Source organism: Sphingomonas sp. LT1P40 (assembly GCF_036663835.1).
Lineage (GTDB): Bacteria > Pseudomonadota > Alphaproteobacteria > Sphingomonadales > Sphingomonadaceae > Sphingomonas.
Genome location: NZ_JAXOJT010000002.1, coordinates 324,749 through 341,655, shown reverse-complemented (window position 1 = coordinate 341,655; position 16,907 = coordinate 324,749). Strand labels below are relative to the sequence as shown.

At 63.8% G+C, this 16,907-nt stretch carries 17 protein-coding genes; 9 read left to right on the top strand and 8 right to left on the bottom strand.

From position 1 onward, the window contains the following. Positions 1 to 10: 10 nt before the first annotated feature. Together serA and U1702_RS13000 are read right to left on the bottom strand one after the other, a co-directional pair. Positions 11 to 1,588, bottom strand: a complete 1,578-nt coding sequence (gene serA, locus U1702_RS13005) for a phosphoglycerate dehydrogenase (protein ID WP_332725286.1) — start codon at positions 1,586 to 1,588, stop codon at positions 11 to 13. A gap of 83 nt (positions 1,589 to 1,671) precedes the next feature. Beyond that, positions 1,672 to 2,844, bottom strand: a complete 1,173-nt coding sequence (locus U1702_RS13000; RefSeq protein WP_332725285.1) for a phosphoserine transaminase — start codon at positions 2,842 to 2,844, stop codon at positions 1,672 to 1,674. A 136-nt stretch (positions 2,845 to 2,980) separates the two neighbouring features. Here U1702_RS13000 and U1702_RS12995 point away from each other — a divergent pair, with 136 nt between their 5' ends. Then, positions 2,981 to 3,661, top strand: a complete 681-nt coding sequence (locus tag U1702_RS12995; protein ID WP_332725283.1) for an extensin family protein — start codon at positions 2,981 to 2,983, stop codon at positions 3,659 to 3,661. A 22-nt stretch (positions 3,662 to 3,683) separates the two neighbouring features. Next, entirely contained in the window at positions 3,684 to 4,550 is an 867-nt protein-coding gene (locus U1702_RS12990) for an LOG family protein (RefSeq protein WP_332725280.1), read from the top strand. Between the two features lie 99 nt (positions 4,551 to 4,649). Here the strand turns inward: U1702_RS12990 and U1702_RS12985 are convergent, their stop codons facing one another. Continuing rightward, positions 4,650 to 5,315: a c-type cytochrome gene (locus U1702_RS12985; protein ID WP_332725278.1), complete on the bottom strand. Its 666-nt coding sequence runs from the start codon at positions 5,313 to 5,315 to the stop codon at positions 4,650 to 4,652. 121 nt (positions 5,316 to 5,436) lie between these two features. On the opposite strand from U1702_RS12985, the gene U1702_RS12980 reads away from it, so the two are divergent. Next, entirely contained in the window at positions 5,437 to 6,330 is an 894-nt protein-coding gene (locus U1702_RS12980; protein ID WP_332725276.1) for a prephenate dehydratase, read from the top strand. Positions 6,331 to 6,422: 92 nt separating this feature from the next. After that, on the top strand, positions 6,423 to 7,346 hold the full coding sequence (locus tag U1702_RS12975) for a hypothetical protein (RefSeq protein WP_332725274.1): 924 nt from the start codon (positions 6,423 to 6,425) through the stop codon (positions 7,344 to 7,346). Here U1702_RS12975 and U1702_RS12970 read toward each other — a convergent pair. The 3 genes from U1702_RS12970 to U1702_RS12960 are packed head-to-tail and all read right to left on the bottom strand — an operon-like array spanning position 7,343 to position 11,001. Next, entirely contained in the window at positions 7,343 to 8,665 is a 1,323-nt protein-coding gene (locus tag U1702_RS12970; protein ID WP_332725272.1) for a dihydrolipoamide acetyltransferase family protein, read from the bottom strand. The genes U1702_RS12975 and U1702_RS12970 overlap by 4 nt on opposite strands. 6 nt (positions 8,666 to 8,671) lie before the next feature. Further along, the gene (locus U1702_RS12965) at positions 8,672 to 9,676 is read right to left on the bottom strand and encodes an alpha-ketoacid dehydrogenase subunit beta (RefSeq protein ID WP_332726387.1); all 1,005 of its coding nucleotides are present in this window, start codon (positions 9,674 to 9,676) and stop codon (positions 8,672 to 8,674) included. Between the two features lie 35 nt (positions 9,677 to 9,711). Then, positions 9,712 to 11,001, bottom strand: coding sequence for a 3-methyl-2-oxobutanoate dehydrogenase (2-methylpropanoyl-transferring) subunit alpha (locus U1702_RS12960; protein WP_332725270.1), 1,290 nt, complete (start codon positions 10,999 to 11,001; stop codon positions 9,712 to 9,714). Positions 11,002 to 11,241: 240 nt separating this feature from the next. Here U1702_RS12960 and U1702_RS12955 point away from each other — a divergent pair, with 240 nt between their 5' ends. Next, positions 11,242 to 12,177 carry a ribose-phosphate pyrophosphokinase gene (locus tag U1702_RS12955; RefSeq protein WP_332725268.1) on the top strand — a complete coding sequence of 312 codons (936 nt, stop codon included), beginning with the start codon at positions 11,242 to 11,244 and terminating at the stop codon, positions 12,175 to 12,177. On the opposite strand, the gene U1702_RS12950 is transcribed toward U1702_RS12955, so the two are convergent. Next, positions 12,174 to 12,920: a sulfite exporter TauE/SafE family protein gene (locus tag U1702_RS12950; RefSeq protein ID WP_332726386.1), complete on the bottom strand. Its 747-nt coding sequence runs from the start codon at positions 12,918 to 12,920 to the stop codon at positions 12,174 to 12,176. The genes U1702_RS12955 and U1702_RS12950 overlap by 4 nt on opposite strands. Positions 12,921 to 12,931: 11 nt before the next feature. Then, entirely contained in the window at positions 12,932 to 13,435 is a 504-nt protein-coding gene (locus tag U1702_RS12945) for a sterol desaturase family protein (RefSeq protein WP_332726385.1), read from the bottom strand. A 22-nt stretch (positions 13,436 to 13,457) separates the two neighbouring features. On the opposite strand from U1702_RS12945, the gene U1702_RS12940 reads away from it, so the two are divergent. The 4 genes from U1702_RS12940 to U1702_RS12925 all read left to right on the top strand — a co-directional run bounded on the left by U1702_RS12940 (position 13,458) and on the right by U1702_RS12925 (position 16,864). Continuing rightward, a complete protein-coding gene (locus U1702_RS12940) occupies positions 13,458 to 13,763 on the top strand; it encodes a hypothetical protein (protein ID WP_332725266.1) in 306 nt (101 codons plus the stop codon). Between the two features lie 165 nt (positions 13,764 to 13,928). Next, positions 13,929 to 15,128 (top strand): ADP-forming succinate--CoA ligase subunit beta, encoded by a 1,200-nt coding sequence (gene sucC / locus U1702_RS12935; RefSeq protein ID WP_332725265.1) that lies wholly within the window; start codon positions 13,929 to 13,931, stop codon positions 15,126 to 15,128. Positions 15,129 to 15,188: 60 nt separating this feature from the next. Then, positions 15,189 to 15,938 carry an electron transfer flavoprotein subunit beta/FixA family protein gene (locus U1702_RS12930; RefSeq protein WP_332725263.1) on the top strand — a complete coding sequence of 250 codons (750 nt, stop codon included), beginning with the start codon at positions 15,189 to 15,191 and terminating at the stop codon, positions 15,936 to 15,938. Continuing rightward, positions 15,935 to 16,864 (top strand): electron transfer flavoprotein subunit alpha/FixB family protein, encoded by a 930-nt coding sequence (locus tag U1702_RS12925; protein WP_332725261.1) that lies wholly within the window; start codon positions 15,935 to 15,937, stop codon positions 16,862 to 16,864. The genes U1702_RS12930 and U1702_RS12925 overlap by 4 nt, the downstream gene beginning before the upstream one ends. Positions 16,865 to 16,907 lie beyond the last annotated feature (43 nt).

The window sequence follows — 16,907 nt, the reverse complement described above, 5'->3', positions numbered from 1 at the left end:
CATATGCGCCTCAGAACTTCAACGCCATCGCCGTCTTCACACCCGGTAGTGCGCGCACCGTGGCGATCAGATCCGGCGTCACGGCGTCATCGACCGACAGCAGCAGCACCGCCTCGCCACCGGCATCGCGGCGACCGAGGTGGAAGGTGCCGATATTCACTCCTGCCTCGCCCAGCGCGCTGCCCAGACGGCCGATGAACCCCGGCGCATCCTCGTTGACGACGTACAGCATATGCCCGGCCAGATCGGCCTCGACCTTGATACCGAACAGCTCGACCAGGCGGGGTGCCTTGTTGCCGAACAGCGTGCCCGCGACCGACCGCTCGCCCGCATCGGTTTTGACCGAGACGCGCACCAGCGTGTGGTAATCGCCTTCCTTCTCGGTCTTGATCTCCCGCACTTCGATGCCGCGTTCCTTGGCCAGGAAGGGCGCGTTGACCATGTTCACCGTGTCCGAATGGACGCGCAGGAACCCGGCCAGCACCGCACTTACGATCGGCTTCTGGTTGAGTTCGGCCGCCGCACCCTCGCTGTGGATCGAGACGCGGGCGATGCTGCCATGCGCCAGTTGCCCGACCAGGCTGCCCAGCTTTTCGGCCAGTTCCATATAGGGCTTGATGCGCGGCGCTTCCTCGGCGGACAGCGACGGCATGTTGAGCGCGTTGGTGACGCCGCCATTGACGAGGAAATCGGCCATCTGTTCGGCGACCTGAATCGCGACATTGACCTGCGCCTCGTTGGTGGAGGCACCCAGATGCGGGGTCGAGATGAAGTTGGGGGTGCCGAACAGCGGCGATTCCTTGGCGGGCTCGCTTACGAACACGTCGAGCGCCGCGCCGCCGATATGCCCCGAATCGAGGCCTTCCTTCAGCGCGACTTCGTCGATCAGCCCGCCGCGCGCGCAATTGATGATGCGCACGCCCTTTTTCGTCTTGGCCAGATTCTCGGCGGACAGGATGTTGCGCGTCTGGTCGGTCAGCGGCGTGTGCAGCGTGATGAAATCGGCGCGGGCGAGCAGCTGATCGAGCTCGACCTTCTCCACGCCCATTTCCACCGCGCGCTCCGGCGACAGGAACGGATCGAACGCGATAACCTTCATGCGCAGACCCAGCGCACGATCGGCGACGATCGATCCGATATTCCCCGCTCCGATCAGGCCCAACGTCTTGGCGGTCAGCTCGACCCCCATGAAGCGGTTCTTCTCCCACTTGCCGGCCTGAGTCGACAGATCGGCCTCGGGCAGCTGACGGGCGAGCGCGAACATCAGCGCGATGGCGTGTTCGGCGGTCGTGATCGAATTGCCGAACGGGGTGTTCATGACGACCACGCCCTTTGCCGACGCGGCGGGGATATCGACGTTATCGACGCCAATCCCGGCGCGGCCGACGACCTTCAGGTTGGTTGCGGCATCCAGGATCTCCTGCGTGACCTTGGACGAGCTGCGGATGGCGAGGCCGTCATACTGGCCGATGATCGCCTTCAGCTCGTCCTGCGTCTTGCCGGTGATCTCGTCCACCTCGACGCCGCGCTCGCGGAAGATTTCGGCGGCCTTGGGGTCCATTTTGTCGGAAATGAGTACTTTTGGCATTTTCTACCTCGCCATCCCGGCGAAAGCCGGAATCTTTCAAATCTGGGGAATGTGGTTTGAAGCGAACGCAGCTCTGTAGAGAGCTAGCGCAACAGTTCCATGGAAGCCTTGCGCCAAGCCCAATCGAGCCAAGGTCCAAGGGCGACGATATCCGCAGTTTCCACAGTAGCGCCGCACCAGATACGCAAGCCTGCCGGGGCGTCACGATAGCTGCCAATGTCGTATGCGGCATCTTCAGCCTCAAGAAATGAGACCATCTTCTTCGCGAGCGCCGCAGCCGCCTCTTCGCTCAATGGAAAGTCGCCGAGAGCCTTGTCAGTGAACGCCAAGCAAACGCTGGTTTTCGACCGGAACGCCTCATCGAGCGCAAGATGGCCCAGCCAATCACGCTCTGCCACAATCTTGTCGAGCGCCGCGGCATTGGCGTCCGACCGTGCGATCAGCCCCTCGGCACCGCCAATCGACTTCGCCCATTCCAGCGCAAAGATCGCATCCTCCACCGCCAGCATCGACGGCGTGTTGATCGTCTCGCCCTTGAACACGCCCTCTGCCAGCTTGCCCTTCGCCATCAGGCGGAACACTTTCGGGAGCGGCCATGCGGGGGTGTAAGCTTCCAGCCGCTCGACCGCGCGGGGGCCGAGGATCAGGACGCCGTGCCCGCCTTCGCCGCCCAGCACTTTCTGCCAGCTGAATGTGGCGACGTCGATCTTGTCCCATGGGATGTCATAGGCGAACACCGCGCTGGTCGCGTCGGCAAAGGACAGGCCTTCGCGGTCGTCGGGGATCCACTCGCCATTGGGGACACACACGCCGCTGGTGGTGCCGTTCCAGGTGAACAGCACGTCGGTCGTCCAGTCGATGGCGGTCAGGTTGGGCAGCTGGCCGTAATCGGCGCGCACGACAGTCGGATCGAGTTTCAACTGCTTGACCGCATCGGTGACCCAGCCTTCGCCGAAGCTCTCCCATGCCAATGTCGTCACGCCACGCGCGCCGAGCATCGTCCACATCGCCATCTCGAACGCCCCGGTGTCGGAACCGGGGACGATGCCGATGCGGTGTGTGTCGGGCAGCTTCAGCATCTCGCGCATCAGGTCGATGGCATATCGCAGACGCGTCTTGCCTAGCTTCGACCGGTGCGACCGGCCCATCACTTGCGTATCGAGTTTTTCGGGAGCCCAGCCCGGCGGCTTTGCGCAGGGACCGGAGGAAAAATGCGGACGCGCCGGCTTGAGCGCCGGAGCAGGTAGATCAGTCATTTCAGTCTCTCCTTACAGAGAGCACGCGCGGCGTTGGGACCGCGTGGCCCGTCGCCGCCCCTAACGGCGAAGCCCTCGAAGTCAAGCGAAGAGCGGTTAGGGGGGGATTCAGTTTCAGGCTTTATAGCGGCAACCGATGCGCTTCCTCGCCGCCCTACTCCTACCCGTTCTGCTGTCCGGCTGCCTGTTCGGCGGCGACGGCGACCGCCCCTCGCCGCGTGCCCCGGTGCGCCCCGATCCCCGCGGCCCAGTCACGCTCAATCTGCCGACCAGCCGCGAGACGCAGCAATGTTACGCCGATCTGTCGCGCGAACAGGTGCGGTTCAGCCCGCTGCCCGACCGCGATTATGGCGGCGGTTGTCAGGTGATCGGCGCAGTGCAGCTGATCGATATCGGCCTGCCGGTCAGCGGGCTCAAGGCAATGCGGTGCCCGCTCGCCCGCGCCTTCATCGCTTGGGCACGCAACGCTGCCGCGCCCGCCGCGCGCGAAATCCTGCGCGGGGAACTGGTTAAGATCGAGACGTTCGGGACCTATTCGTGCCGCGGCATCGTGGGTGGCAGCGCGGCCTCGGCTGCGCGCGTGTCCGAACATGGCCTCGGCAATGCCGTCGATGTTTCGGCATTCATCCTGCGCGACGGGCGGCGGATCACCGTGCTCGACGGCTGGAATTCGGACGATGACGAGATCCGCGACTTCCTCCGCGCCATCCACCGCTCGGGCTGTCGCCGGTTCGCCACGGTGCTCAGCCCGGATTATAACGCGGCACACCGCAACCATCTGCATTTCGACATGGGGCGCGGCCCTTTCTGCCGGTGATGTTTTGATTTAAGCGACGTTGATGACAGATCCCAACGTACCCTCGCGCGTGTTCGCGCGTGCCAGCCAGGACGCCGAAAGCGCCCGCACCGCCGTCAGCACCCCGCAGACCCAAGACCCGGCCTACCGCCTTGCCTTCCAGGATATGGACTTCCTGTTGCGTGAGGATTTGCGCCCGGTTCGTTTCCAGCTCGAACTGCTGAAACCGCAATTGCTGATGGACGAGGCGAAGATCGCGTCGATGTTCGTCATCTATGGCTCAGCGCGCATCCCCGAACCGGCCAAGGCACAGGCGCTGCTCGATCTCGCCACCGACGACCAGTCGCGGCTGATCGCACAGCGGCTGATCGAGAAGTCGAAATATTACGATGTCGCGCGCGAGCTTTCGCACCTCGCCAGCTGCTATCCGCTGGATGACGACGGCAAGCGCCACTTCGTCGTCTGCTCCGGCGGTGGTCCGTCGATCATGGAGGCGGCGAATCGCGGGGCGATGGACAAGGGCTGCGAATCGGTGGGTCTCAACATCGTTTTGCCGCACGAACAGGCGCCGAACGAATATGTGACCCCGTCGCTGAGCTTCCAGTTCCATTATTTCGCGCTGCGGAAGATGCACTTCCTGCTTCGCGCGCGTGCGGTTGCAGTGTTTCCGGGTGGGTTCGGCACGTTCGACGAATCGTTCGAGCTGCTGACGCTGATTCAGACCGGCAAGATCAAACCGATTCCAGTGATCTTTTACGGCAAGGATTTCTGGACCCGGGTCGTCAATTTCGACGCGCTGGTCGAGGAAGGCGTGATTTCACCGCGCGACCTGAACCTGTTCCACTTCTGCGAAACTGCCGAAGAGGGCTGGGAGATCGTCCAGAATTTCTACAAGGACCGCGCGGAATAAGGCGTCTCCCCAGCGAAAGCTGGGGTCTCCCGCGTTTTGCCGAAAGCTCACGGGCACGCACGCCGCACCAGACCCCAGCTTGCGCCGGGGTGACGAGGCCTACTCCTTCTTCGCGGCCTCAACGGCGGCAGCCGGATCGACCGACGGCGCGCCAGGGGCCGGGGTTGCGGCGTTCGACAGCTCGGTCGCGTTGCCATCGACAGCGGTGGCGTTGCCCTCGCCTTCGGCGGCAGGTGCGGCCTCGACCGCCGGCAGTGGCAGGTTCGACCCTTGTGCGTTCAGATAGGCAATGACGTTGGCGCGTTCCTGCGGGTCGGACAGGCCGGCAAAGGTCATCTTGGTGCCCGCCGCATATTTGCGGGGGCTGGCAAGCCACGCATCCATGGCGGCAAAGTCCCAATTGCCGGGAACGGCCTTCAGCGCTTCCGAATAGGCAAAGCCCGCGACATGGCCGTGCGGCTTGCCCATCGCCGCCCACAGATTCGGGCCAACGCCGTTCGCGCCGCCGCTGGTGATGGTATGGCACGCCGCGCATTTGGCGAACGAAGCCTGACCCTTGGCCGTATCGGCCTTGGCCATGCGCGCGCCGATCGGCTCGACCGCTGCGCCGCCATCCTCACCACCGCCATCGGCGCTCTCGACCGGATAGCCGGCCTTTTCGGGCTTTTCGCTATGATAGATCATGCCGCTGGCGATCGACAGGCCAAGGGCAGAGGCACAGCCGAACAGGACCCAGCCTGCGATCGTGTTCATGCGATTATCCATTGCGCGCCCGTCTGCCCCAGTTGTTGATCGTCTTGATCTTGGCGGTTCCTTTAGTGTGGGCTTTTGCGCACCGCAACCCGGGCTTGCTCACCTAACCGCTGAGCGCTAAGCGCCCGCGCCAATGGAAAGTTTCGCAGCGCCCGCGCGCCCGATCGTGGCGCGGATGACCGAAGCCGCGCTGGCAGAGCCTAAACGCGCGGTCGCGTTTCAGGGCGCGCCGGGTGCAAATTCGCATATGGCGGCGCTCGAAGCCTTCCCGACCGGCCTCCCCTTGCCGTGTTTCAGCTTCGAGGATGCGATCGATGCGGTGCGCGAAGGGCGCGCCGATTGCGCGATCATCCCGATCGAAAATTCGCTGCACGGGCGCGTCGCCGACATCCACTTCCTGCTGCCCGAATCGGGGCTGGTCATCACCGGCGAGCATTTTCTGCCGATCCGCTATGCGCTGATGGGGCTGGGCGACCGCGCCAGCGTGCGCCACGCGATGAGCCATCCGCAGGCGCTGGGCCAGTGCCGCTTGTGGCTGCGCGAGCAGGGGATTGCGCCGCTATCCTATCCCGACACCGCCGGTGCTGCCGCCGTGATCGCCGAACAGGGCGACCCCGCCGTCGCCGCGCTCGCCCCGCCGGGGGCAGCATCGCTCTATCAGTTGACGATTTTCGAGAATGACGTCGCCGATGCCGACCACAACATGACCCGCTTCGTCGTGCTCGCCCGCAGCGCGCCGCCGCTGCGCGACCACGGCCTGTACATGACTACCTTCATCTTCGAGGTGAAGAACGTCCCCGCCGCCTTGTACAAGGCGCTGGGAGGGTTCGCCACCAACGGCGTCAACATGACCAAGCTGGAAAGCTATCAGCGCGGCGGCAGCTTCGCCGCGACCGAATTTTATTGCGACATCGTCGGCCGCCCCGGCGATCCCGCAATCGACCGCGCGCTCGACGAACTGAAGTTCCATACCAAATCGATGCGCGTGCTCGGCGCCTATCCCCAAGCGCGCGCGCGGCCTGAATAAGCGGTCCGGGTAACCCGCTCGAAAACGGTCATTTTGGGCCTTCCCGAACTGCGCGGACGGCTGCTACCCCGATGACGGGACCGGGGGAATCGATGACCGAAGACGTAGAAGAACGCAGTGCCCTGTTGGGGTGGCCATTGCTGACGGCGCTGGGGGGCTGCCTGTTGCTGGCCGTTGCATCGATGCTGGTTCCGGCGATCCTGCCACGCATGGATATTTCGACGCTGTTGCTGATCGGCGCGGGCACCGGGCTGGCGCTGTGGCTGGTCGTGCTGCTTGTGGGCATGCGTCGCCCGCAATGGATCGTCATTGCCGCCGCGCTTGTCCTTTTGCCGGCGGCGGGCGGGCTGGCCGCGCTCGGCGCCAACCGCATCTATGTCGCGCGCGCATCGGGGGACGGCATGACCTTCGCCCAGTTGAAGTTCGCGCCAGATGGCGCGCCGCTGCTCCCCAGTGGTGCCGCCGGACGTGGACCCATCTCGGCCGCCTATCACGCCGCGCTGGCCGAAGCGGAGAAGGACCAGAAGGATTATGCCGCGACGCTCGGCCGCATGAACCTCGGCGCGCTCAACGCCCCGTATCTATTGCAACAGGCACCGGCGGTGCTTGAGAAATGCGGATCGATCAGCGGGCTTGAAAAGGTCGCGGCAACGAACAGCCGCCGCCGCGGCGAGCGCGCCGCCCGACTGGGCGATGCCGTGGCAGCCTCCGAACTGTCGACGTCCGCGAAGGAGGGCGTGCGGATGATCGTCGTCCCCGAGACGGCCGATGCAATCCTCGCCAACGAAATCGAGACGATCCGTGCGGCACGCGAGCAATGCGATCTGCTCGCCCGCCGGACCTGGAGCAATTCGGGCGGCTATTTCGGCTTTGGCAATGCGGGCGACTGGGCAAAATTCCGCACGATCACCGCCCGCCGTGTCCGGGCGGCCGAGGAACTGGGTCGATTGCAGCGCTCCGAAACCGACCGCCGCACCGCCGGACGCGAAATGGTGCGCGAGGAACTGAGCCGTTAATCGGCGAACAGCAGCACGGGCGTTTCGACCAGCTTCTTCACCGCCTGGACATAGCTCGCCGCGTCCCAGCCATCGACGACGCGGTGGTCGCAGCTGATCGACAGGTTCATCAGCTTGGCGCGGACGATATCGTCCCCGACAAACACAGGCCGTTCGACAATCTTGTTCGGGCCGATGATCGCAACCTCGGGCCGGTTGATGACCGGCGTCGTCGCAATGCCGCCCAGCGGGCCGAGCGAGGTTATGGTAATGGTCGAGCCTGACAGCTCCTCGACCTTCGCCTTGCCGGTGCGCGCCGCCTCGGCGAGGCGGGTGATCTCGCTGGCGAGCTGCCACACATTCATGTCCTGCGCATCGCGGATCACGGGCACCATCAGCCCGGCATCGGTCTGCGTCGCCATACCCAGATGCACGCGTCCGTGGCGGATGACCACGCCCGCCTCGTCGTCATAACGCGCGTTGAGCATCGGGAAACCGGGCAAGGTGCGACAGATCGCGACGATCAGGAACGGCAGCATCGTCAGCTTGGGCCGTGCCCCGCGATTGGCGTTCAGATCGCCGCGCATTGCCTCCAGCGCGGTGACGTCGATCTCATCGACATAGGTGAAATGCGGGATCGCGCGCTTCGACGCCGCCATATTCTCGGCGATGCGGCGGCGCATGCCGATGACCTTGACCGCCTCGTCCTCGCGCGCACGGCTGGCGTGCGGCGCGTTGTAGCCCTGCGCCGCGCCATAGCGCAGGAAGGCGTCGAGATCGGCGTGGCGGATATGCTGGCCCTCGTGCTTCACTTCGGCCAGATCGACGCCGAGATCCTTCGCCCGCTGGCGGACAGCGGGGGAAGCTAGAACTTGTTCTCCCCTCCCACTTGCGAGAGGGGTCGGGGGAGGGGCTGTTTCCGTAGTGACGGGCGCGGGTTCGGACTCGACAGTTTCTCCCCCAGTTCCTCCCGCAAGCGGGAGGGGAGCGGCTTCAGCCACTTCCTCAACGCCGGGATTCTCCGCTTCGATCTGCTCTTCGACCGCTTCGGACACCGGGGCAGCCTCAGCCACAGGCGCAGGCGCCTCGCCCGCTTCACCATCGACCTCGACCACCATCAGCGCGGCACCGATCGGCACCTGGTCGCCGACCTCACCCGCCAGCTCGACCACCACGCCCGACACGGGCGACTCCATCTCGACCGTCGCCTTGTCGGTCATCATGTCCGCGACAGACTGATCTTCCTCGACGCGATCGCCGACCTTGACGTGCCAAGCGACGATCTCGGCCTCGGCAATGCCTTCGCCGATATCAGGCAGTTTGAACGTGAAACGAGCCATTGCGGTTCAGTCCTTCAGGAGTTTCTTGAGTGCCTCGCCGATACGGACGGGACCGGGGAAATATGCCCATTCCAACGAATGGGGATAGGGTGTGTCGAAACCTGTGACGCGCTCGACCGGGGCTTCCAGATGATAGAAGCAACGTTCCTGCACCAGTGCCGATAGCTCGGCACCGAACCCGCCGGTGCGCGTCGCCTCATGCACCACCAGGCAGCGTCCGGTCTTCTTCACCGATGCCTCGATCGTCTCGACGTCCAGCGGGACGAGCGTGCGCAGGTCGATAATCTCGGCGTCGATCCCCATGTCCTCGATCGTCGCGCGCGCAACATGGACCATCGTGCCGTAGGCCAGGATCGTCACCGCCTCGCCCGGCCGCACCACCGCTGCCTTGCCCAGTTCGATGCGATAATAGCCTTCCGGCACCGCCCCCCCTTCATGGCCCGACCAGTTCTTCGACGGGCGATCCCAATGGCCATCGAACGGGCCGTTATAGATGCGCTTGGGCTCGAAGAAGATCGTCGGATCATTGTCCTCGATCGACGCGATCAACAGCCCCTTGGCGTCGTAAGGCGTGGACGGGATCACCGTTTTCACGCCGGAGACGTGGGTAAAGATGCCCTCGGGCGATTGCGAATGCGTCTGGCCGCCAAAGATACCGCCGCCGAACGGCGACCGCACCGTCAACGGGGCAGTGAATTGCCCGGCCGAACGATAACGCAGCCGCGCCGCCTCGCTCACCAATTGGTCGAGCGCGGGGTAGATGTAATCGGCGAACTGAATCTCCGGCACCGGGCGCAGGCCGTATGCGCCCATGCCGATCGCGACGCCGATGATGCCGCATTCGGTGATCGGCGTGTCGAACACGCGGGTTTTGCCGAATTTCTCCTGCAAGCCCGCGGTGGCGCGAAACACACCGCCGAAATACCCGACATCCTCGCCCATCACGACCACATTGGGGTCGCGCGCCATCATCACTTCCATGGCCGAGTTGATTGCTTGAATCATGTTCATGCGGGTGGTGGCACCCGCTTCGTCGATGACATCGCTCATGATTTGCGCGCCCATGGACGGCCTGACGCCGTTTCCTCGTCGATCATCTGCTGCCGTTGCTCCTTCAGATGCCATGGCATCTCCTCGAACACGCCGTCGAACAGCGAATCGAGTGGCTGGAGCAGGCCGTGGCCTAGGATGCCGTTCTTCTCGGCTTCCTTCTGCGCGGCTTTCACTTGCTCGGCGAGTTCGCGGTCCATCGCTGCGTGACGTTCGTCATCCCATTCGCCGATCGCGATCAGATGCGCCTTCAGCCGTGCGATCGGGTCGCCCAGCGGCCAGGCCGTCGGCTCGCCCGCGCTGCGATATTGCGTCGGATCGTCCGACGTCGAATGACCCTCCGCACGATAGGTGAAATGCTCGATCAGCGTCGGCCCCTGATTGGTCCGCGCGCGCTCCGCTGCCCACAACGTCGCGGCATAGACCGCCAGCGCGTCGTTGCCGTCCACGCGAAGGCCAGCAATGCCATAACCGATCGCGCGCGCCGCGAACGTCGTCGCCTCCGCCCCGGCGAACCCTGAAAAACTCGAAATCGCCCATTGGTTGTTGACGATGTTGAAGATGACCGGCGCTTTATAGACGGTCGCAAAGGTCAGCGCGGAGTGGAAGTCGCCCTCCGCCGTCGAACCCTCGCCGCACCAGGTCGCGGCGATGCGCGTGTCGCCCTTGGCCGCGCTCGCCATCGCCCAGCCGACGGCTTGCGGATATTGCGTGGTGAGGTTGCCGGAGATCGAGAAGAAGCCGTCGTCGCGCGACGAATACATGATCGGCAGCTGCTTGCCTTGCAGCACGTCGCCGCTGTTGGAATAAATCTGGTTCATCATCTGAACCATCGAATAGCCGCGCGCGATAAGGATGCCCTGCTGGCGATAGCTGGGGAAGCACATGTCGTCGCTGGCCAGCGCGTGCGTCGCGGCGATCGCCACCGCCTCCTCGCCGGTACATTTCATGTAGAAGCTGGTCTTGCCCTGCCGTTGCGCGCGGAACATCCTTTCGTCGAACGCCCGGACCAGCGCCATGTCGCGCAGGATCGTGCGCAACGTGTCGGGCGTCAGACGCGGGTTCCACGGGCCAACCGCCTGTCCCTCGTCATCCAGCACGCGCACCAGCGTATAGGCCAGTTCGTGGAAGCTGTCGGGCGCGGCGGCGGTATCGGGCCGTCGCTGCGCCCCGGCGGGTGGCACATCGACATCGGCAAAGTCCACCGCGTCGCCCGGCCGAAACTTCGGTTCCGGCACGTGCAACGATAGGGGTGGCAAATTGGGGCGCGAACCGTCCGCTGTCATGCTCTCTCCACTGTGCGAGGCTCCATGTCATCGATCAACGCACGAAATCCTGTTGCGCCCACCTGTTATTATATTTCAAAATCGCTGTCCAGATAGGACAGCGTCACTGTCCTGATTGATGCTGTTTCCCGGTGGGACAGCCTAGCCATATGCGAGTAAACGAATCGCCCCCTTTTCCCCGAAGGCTACGCCTCCTAAGGGGATCGTTCCATTTTCAATCGCGCCTGGGAGCGACCCGTAATGAAACTGATGGCCGGCAATTCCAACCTGCCGCTTGCCCAGGCGATTGCGGGCTATCTCGAAATCCCGCTGACTCAGGCGAATGTGCGGCGCTTCGCCGACGAGGAAATCTTCGTCGAAATCCTCGAAAATGTGCGTGGCGAGGACGTGTTCGTGCTTCAGTCGACGTCGTTCCCGGTGAACGACAACCTGATGGAAATGCTCATCATGATCGACGCGCTGAAACGCGCATCGGCCCGCCGCATCACCGCCGTTCTCCCCTATTTCGGCTATGCGCGTCAGGACCGCAAACCCGGCCCGCGCACCCCGATTTCGGCGAAACTGGTCGCCAATCTGATTACCAAGGCCGGGGCCGACCGCGTCCTCTCGGTCGATCTCCACGCCGGACAGATTCAGGGCTTTTTCGATATCCCCACCGACAATCTCTTTGCCGCGCCGGTGATGAGCGAGGATATCAAGGCACGCTTTTCAGGCAAGAATCTGATGGTTGTCTCGCCCGATGTCGGCGGCGTTGTCCGCGCCCGCGCGCTGGCCAAGCGGCTCGACAACGCCCCGCTGGCGATCGTCGACAAACGCCGCGAGAAAGCGGGCGAATCGGAAGTGATGAACATCATCGGCGATGTCGAAGGTCGCTTCTGCATTCTGATCGACGATATCGTCGATTCGGCCGGGACCTTGTGCAACGCCGCCGCCGCGCTGAAGGAAGCGGGGGCCGAGGAGGTCGTCGCCTATTGCACGCACGGCGTCCTGTCCGGTGGCGCGGTCGCGCGCGTCGATGGTTCGGCACTGACCGAACTGATTATCACCGACTCGATCGGCAATCATGCAGTGGTCGGCGAGGCGAAGCATATCCGCCACCTCACCATCGCCCCGCTGCTGGCCGAAGCCATGCGCCGCATTGCGGACGAGAGCTCGGTGTCGTCGCTGTTCGACTAGGCGACCGCCTTCCACACCAGCACGGCGCCCACCAAGATCATCAGCCAGTAAATAGCGGTATAGAATCGCTCCGGGGACACGCGTCGCACCAGCCACACCCCGGCAAAGGTGGACAGGATCGCCACCGGCATCAGCACCGCCGACGTCATCAGATTCGCCTGCGTAAACTGGCCCAGCGCGACATAGGCCGGAACCTTGATCCAGTTGACCAGCGCGAAATAGACCGCAGTCGTCCCCACCAATATGTCGCGCGGCAAGCGGCGCGGCAGCACCCATAGCTGCCATGGCGGCTGTCCGGCATGCGCGATCTGACTGGTAAAACCCGAGGCCAGCCCGAACAGCGCCCCGACCCAACCGGGTGAGGTCGATGGCTTTGGCTGGCCCTGCCGCTCGCGCCACAAACGATAGGCCCCGAACAACATCGAGATCGCGCCCACCGCCGCCAGCACGCCGTCCGAAGATACGCTGCTGGCGAACCCGTAACCCAGAGCGATGCCGATCACCGCGCCCGTCAGCGTCCACCCCAGCACATACCAGTCCACCGATCGCCGGAACGCCCATACCCCGACCACATCTTGCACGATCAGGATCGGCAACAGGATTGCGGCGGCCATCACCGGGTTCGCCGCGAATGCGACCAGCGGGAGCGACAATGCACCCAAGCCCGCAAACCCGCCCTTCGACAGCCCGAGCAGGACGACTGCCGGGATCGCCAATGCGTAAAAGAGCGGGTCGGTAATCAGAAAATCGGCATTCAGGCCGTGCCGCGTGGCGCGCGCACCCCGGCATTGCCGCCCGCGTTCAGTTGTGCCTTCAGCTTCTCTGGCGCGGGTGCCCACAGAAATCCGAAGCTGACCGTGCCCTCTTTCGTCGCAACGACATGGTGCAGCCGGTGCGCCTGAATGATCCGCTTCATGTAATTCGACTTGGGAAGATAGCGGTGATTCAACCGCTTGTGCACGATGATGTCATGAAACCCGAAATAGATCGCGCCATAGGCGGCAATCCCCGCGCCGATCCATGCAAAGCCCGGCCACCAGCCCAGTTGCACGCCGCCCAGCAACAGCACGAACGACGGCACGGCAAAGATTACCGCATAGAGATCGTTCAGCTCCCAATTTCCGGTGCGCGGCTCATGATGGCTCTTATGCAGGAACCAGCCCGGCCCATGCATGATCCAGCGATGCGCGACATAGGCGAACCCCTCCATGAACAGGATGGTGCCGATGAACAACAGGATGCCGATTGCAGGACTCATGCGGGCGATATAGCGATCCCCCATGCGAAACACACCCATTGTGCTGTTGCTTGGCCTCACCCTTTCCGCCTGCGCCGTGCCGGAGGCGAAACTCCGCACCGGCCTGGTCAATGCCGGCCTCTCACCGCCGCTCGCCGCGTGCATGGCGGAACGGATGGTCGATCGCCTCTCGCTTGCCCAGCTGATGCGCATCGCCGATCTGCCCAAGGCGCGTCAGGCCGAGTCGCTGCCGCAATTCCTTCGCCGCGTTCGCGCGCTGGGTGACCCAGAAATTCTTTCGGTCGCTTCGACGTCGGGCGCACTCTGCGCCACCGGTATCGTTCGTTGAACGGCTGAAAATGCCGGATTTCGCGTGCGGCGGTGCTGGTGACGGGCAAGGTCGGCCTCAGCACATGCCCGACGCCGTGACCTTTGTGACTTTTCGCCGTTTGATTCGCTCAAGGGGCTGTGCTTAAGGCATCGGCAAATTGCTGCGAACGCGAAGGGGCTGCCCGTGAACATCCATGAATATCAGGCCAAGGAATTGCTGGCAAAGTTCGGCGTCCCGGTTCCCGCCGGTTTTGCCGCGATGAGCGTGGAGGAAGCCGTCGAGGCATCGAAGAAGCTTCCCGGACCGCTCTATGTCGTGAAAGCGCAGATTCATGCCGGCGGTCGCGGCAAGGGCAAGTTCAAGGAACTGGGGCCGGATGCCAAGGGTGGCGTGCGGCTGGCCAAGAGCGAGGATGAGGTCCGCGCTGCGGCCACCGACATGCTCGGCAACACGCTGGTGACGATCCAGACCGGCGATGCGGGCAAACAGGTGAACCGCCTCTATGTCACCGATGGCGTCGATATTGCGAAAGAGTTCTACCTCGCCCTCCTCGTCAACCGCGCCACCGGTCGCGTATCGATGGTCGTCTCGACCGAAGGCGGCATGGACATCGAAACCGTCGCCCACGACACACCCGAAAAGATCCAGACGCTCGACATCGACGCAGCGACCGGCTTCATGCCGCACCATGGCCGCGCCGTGGCCGCCGCGCTTGAACTGACCGGCGACCTCGCCAAGCAGGCTGCGAATGTCGCATCGAAGCTCTATGACGCATTCCTCGGCACCGATGCCGAGCAGATCGAGATCAATCCGCTCGCCGTGACCGACGACGGCAAGCTACTGGTGCTCGATGCCAAGGTCGCGTTCGACGGCAACGCCCTGTTCCGTCACAAGGATCTGGTCGAACTGCGCGACACGACCGAGGAAGACGCGATGGAGCTGGAGGCGAGCAAGTATGACCTCGCTTACATCAAGCTCGACGGCGATATTGGCTGCATGGTCAACGGCGCGGGCCTGGCGATGGCGACGATGGACATCATCAAGCTGAACGGCATGTTCCCGGCTAATTTCCTCGACGTCGGCGGCGGCGCGAACAAGGAAAAGGTGACGGCGGCGTTCAAGATCATTCTCGCCGATCCCGCGGTGAAGGGCATCCTCGTCAACATCTTCGGCGGCATCATGAAGTGCGACATCATCGCCGAGGGCATCGTCGCGGCGGCGAAGGAAGTGAACCTTTCCGTGCCGCTCGTCGTTCGGCTTGAGGGCACCAACGTTCAGGAAGGCAAGGACATCCTCGCCAATTCAGGCCTGCCGATCGTGGCAGCGAACGACCTCGGCGATGCGGCGAAAAAGATCGTGGCCGAGGTCAAGCAGGCCGCTTAAATCATCGGGGACACGATCTCTCCTCCCCAGGAAGAGGTTGGGACCACAGGAGTGGATGGAATGAAAGTCATCGTACCGGTCAAGCGAGTGCTTGATTACAATGTGAAGCCGCGGGTGAAGGCGGACGGGACGGGGGTCGATCTGGCCAACGTGAAGATGAGCATGAACCCGTTCGACGAGATCGCGGTCGAGGAAGCGATCCGGTTACGCGAAAAGGGCGTGGCGACCGAGATCGTCGTGGTCTCCATCGGCGAGCAGAAGGCGCAGGAGACGCTGCGCACCGCGCTGGCGATGGGTGCTGATCGTGCGATCCTGGTGGTCAGCGAGGACAAGGTCGAGCCGCTGGGCGTGGCCAAGCTGTTGAAGGCGATCTGCGACGAGGAGCAGCCCGGGTTGGTGATCCTTGGCAAGCAGGCGATCGACGACGACAACAACCAGACCGGCCAGATGCTGGCGGCGTTGACCGGCTGGGGCCAGGGCACGTTCGCGTCGAAGGTAGAAGTATCTGGCGATAGCGTCAGCGTGACGCGCGAAGTCGATGGCGGTGCGGAGACGGACACGCTGAAGCTCCCCGCGATCGTCACCACCGATCTGCGGTTGAACGAACCGCGCTATGCGTCGCTGCCGAACATCATGAAGGCGAAGTCCAAGCCGATGGCGCAGAAGACCGCCGCTGATTACGGCATCGACGTCGCCCCGCGCCTGACCACGCTGAAGGTCGTCGAGCCGGCCAAGCGCACGGCCGGTGTGAAAGTGGGCGATGTCGATGAACTGGTGGCCAAGCTCAAGGCAATGGGAATCGCGAAATGAAGACGCTCGTCTGGGTCGAACATGACGGTGCCGCCGTCAAGGATGCCACCTACGCCGCAGTGACTGCGGCATCGCAGCTGGGTGAAGTCCATCTGCTGGTAGCAGGGCAAGGCGTGGATGGCGTCGCTGCCGAGGCCGCGAAGATCGCCGGCGTCGGCAAGGTCCATGTCGCCGACGACGCCGCGTTCGGCCATGCGCTGGCCGAGAATGTCGCGCCGCTAGTGGTGTCGCTGATGGACAGCCACGACGCGTTCGTCGCGCCCGCCACCAGCAACGGCAAGAACATCGCGCCACGCGTCGCCGCGCTGCTCGACGTGATGCAGGTCAGCGACATCCTTTCGGTCGAGAGCGACGACACATTTACCCGCCCGATTTACGCCGGCAACGCCATCGCCACCGTGCAGAGCAAGGACGCGAAGAAGGTGCTGACGGTACGCGGCACGGCGTTCGAGAAGGCTTCGGCAGAAGGCGGATCGGGCACGATCGAGAAGGTCGCATCGACGGGCGATCAGGGTCTCTCGACCTTCGCCGGGTCCGAAATCGCCAAGCTTGAACGCCCCGAACTGACCAGCGCGAAGATCATCGTCTCCGGCGGCCGCGCGCTGCAGAATGGCGAGAATTTCAAGTCGATCATCGAACCGCTGGCCGACAAGCTGGGTGCCGGTGTCGGCGCATCGCGCGCTGCGGTCGATGCGGGGTACGTCCCCAATGACTATCAGGTCGGTCAAACCGGCAAGATCGTTGCGCCCGAAGTCTATATCGCGATCGGCATCTCCGGCGCGATCCAGCATCTGGCGGGGATGAAGGACTCAAAGACGATCATCGCGATCAACAAAGATGAGGACGCTCCGATCTTCCAGGTCGCAGACTTGGGCCTGGTCGGCGACCTCTTCAAGATCGTGCCGGAGCTGACCGAAAAGCTGTAGAAACAAGTAAGGCCCGTCGCTTTCGCGGCGGGCCTCCCTTGAC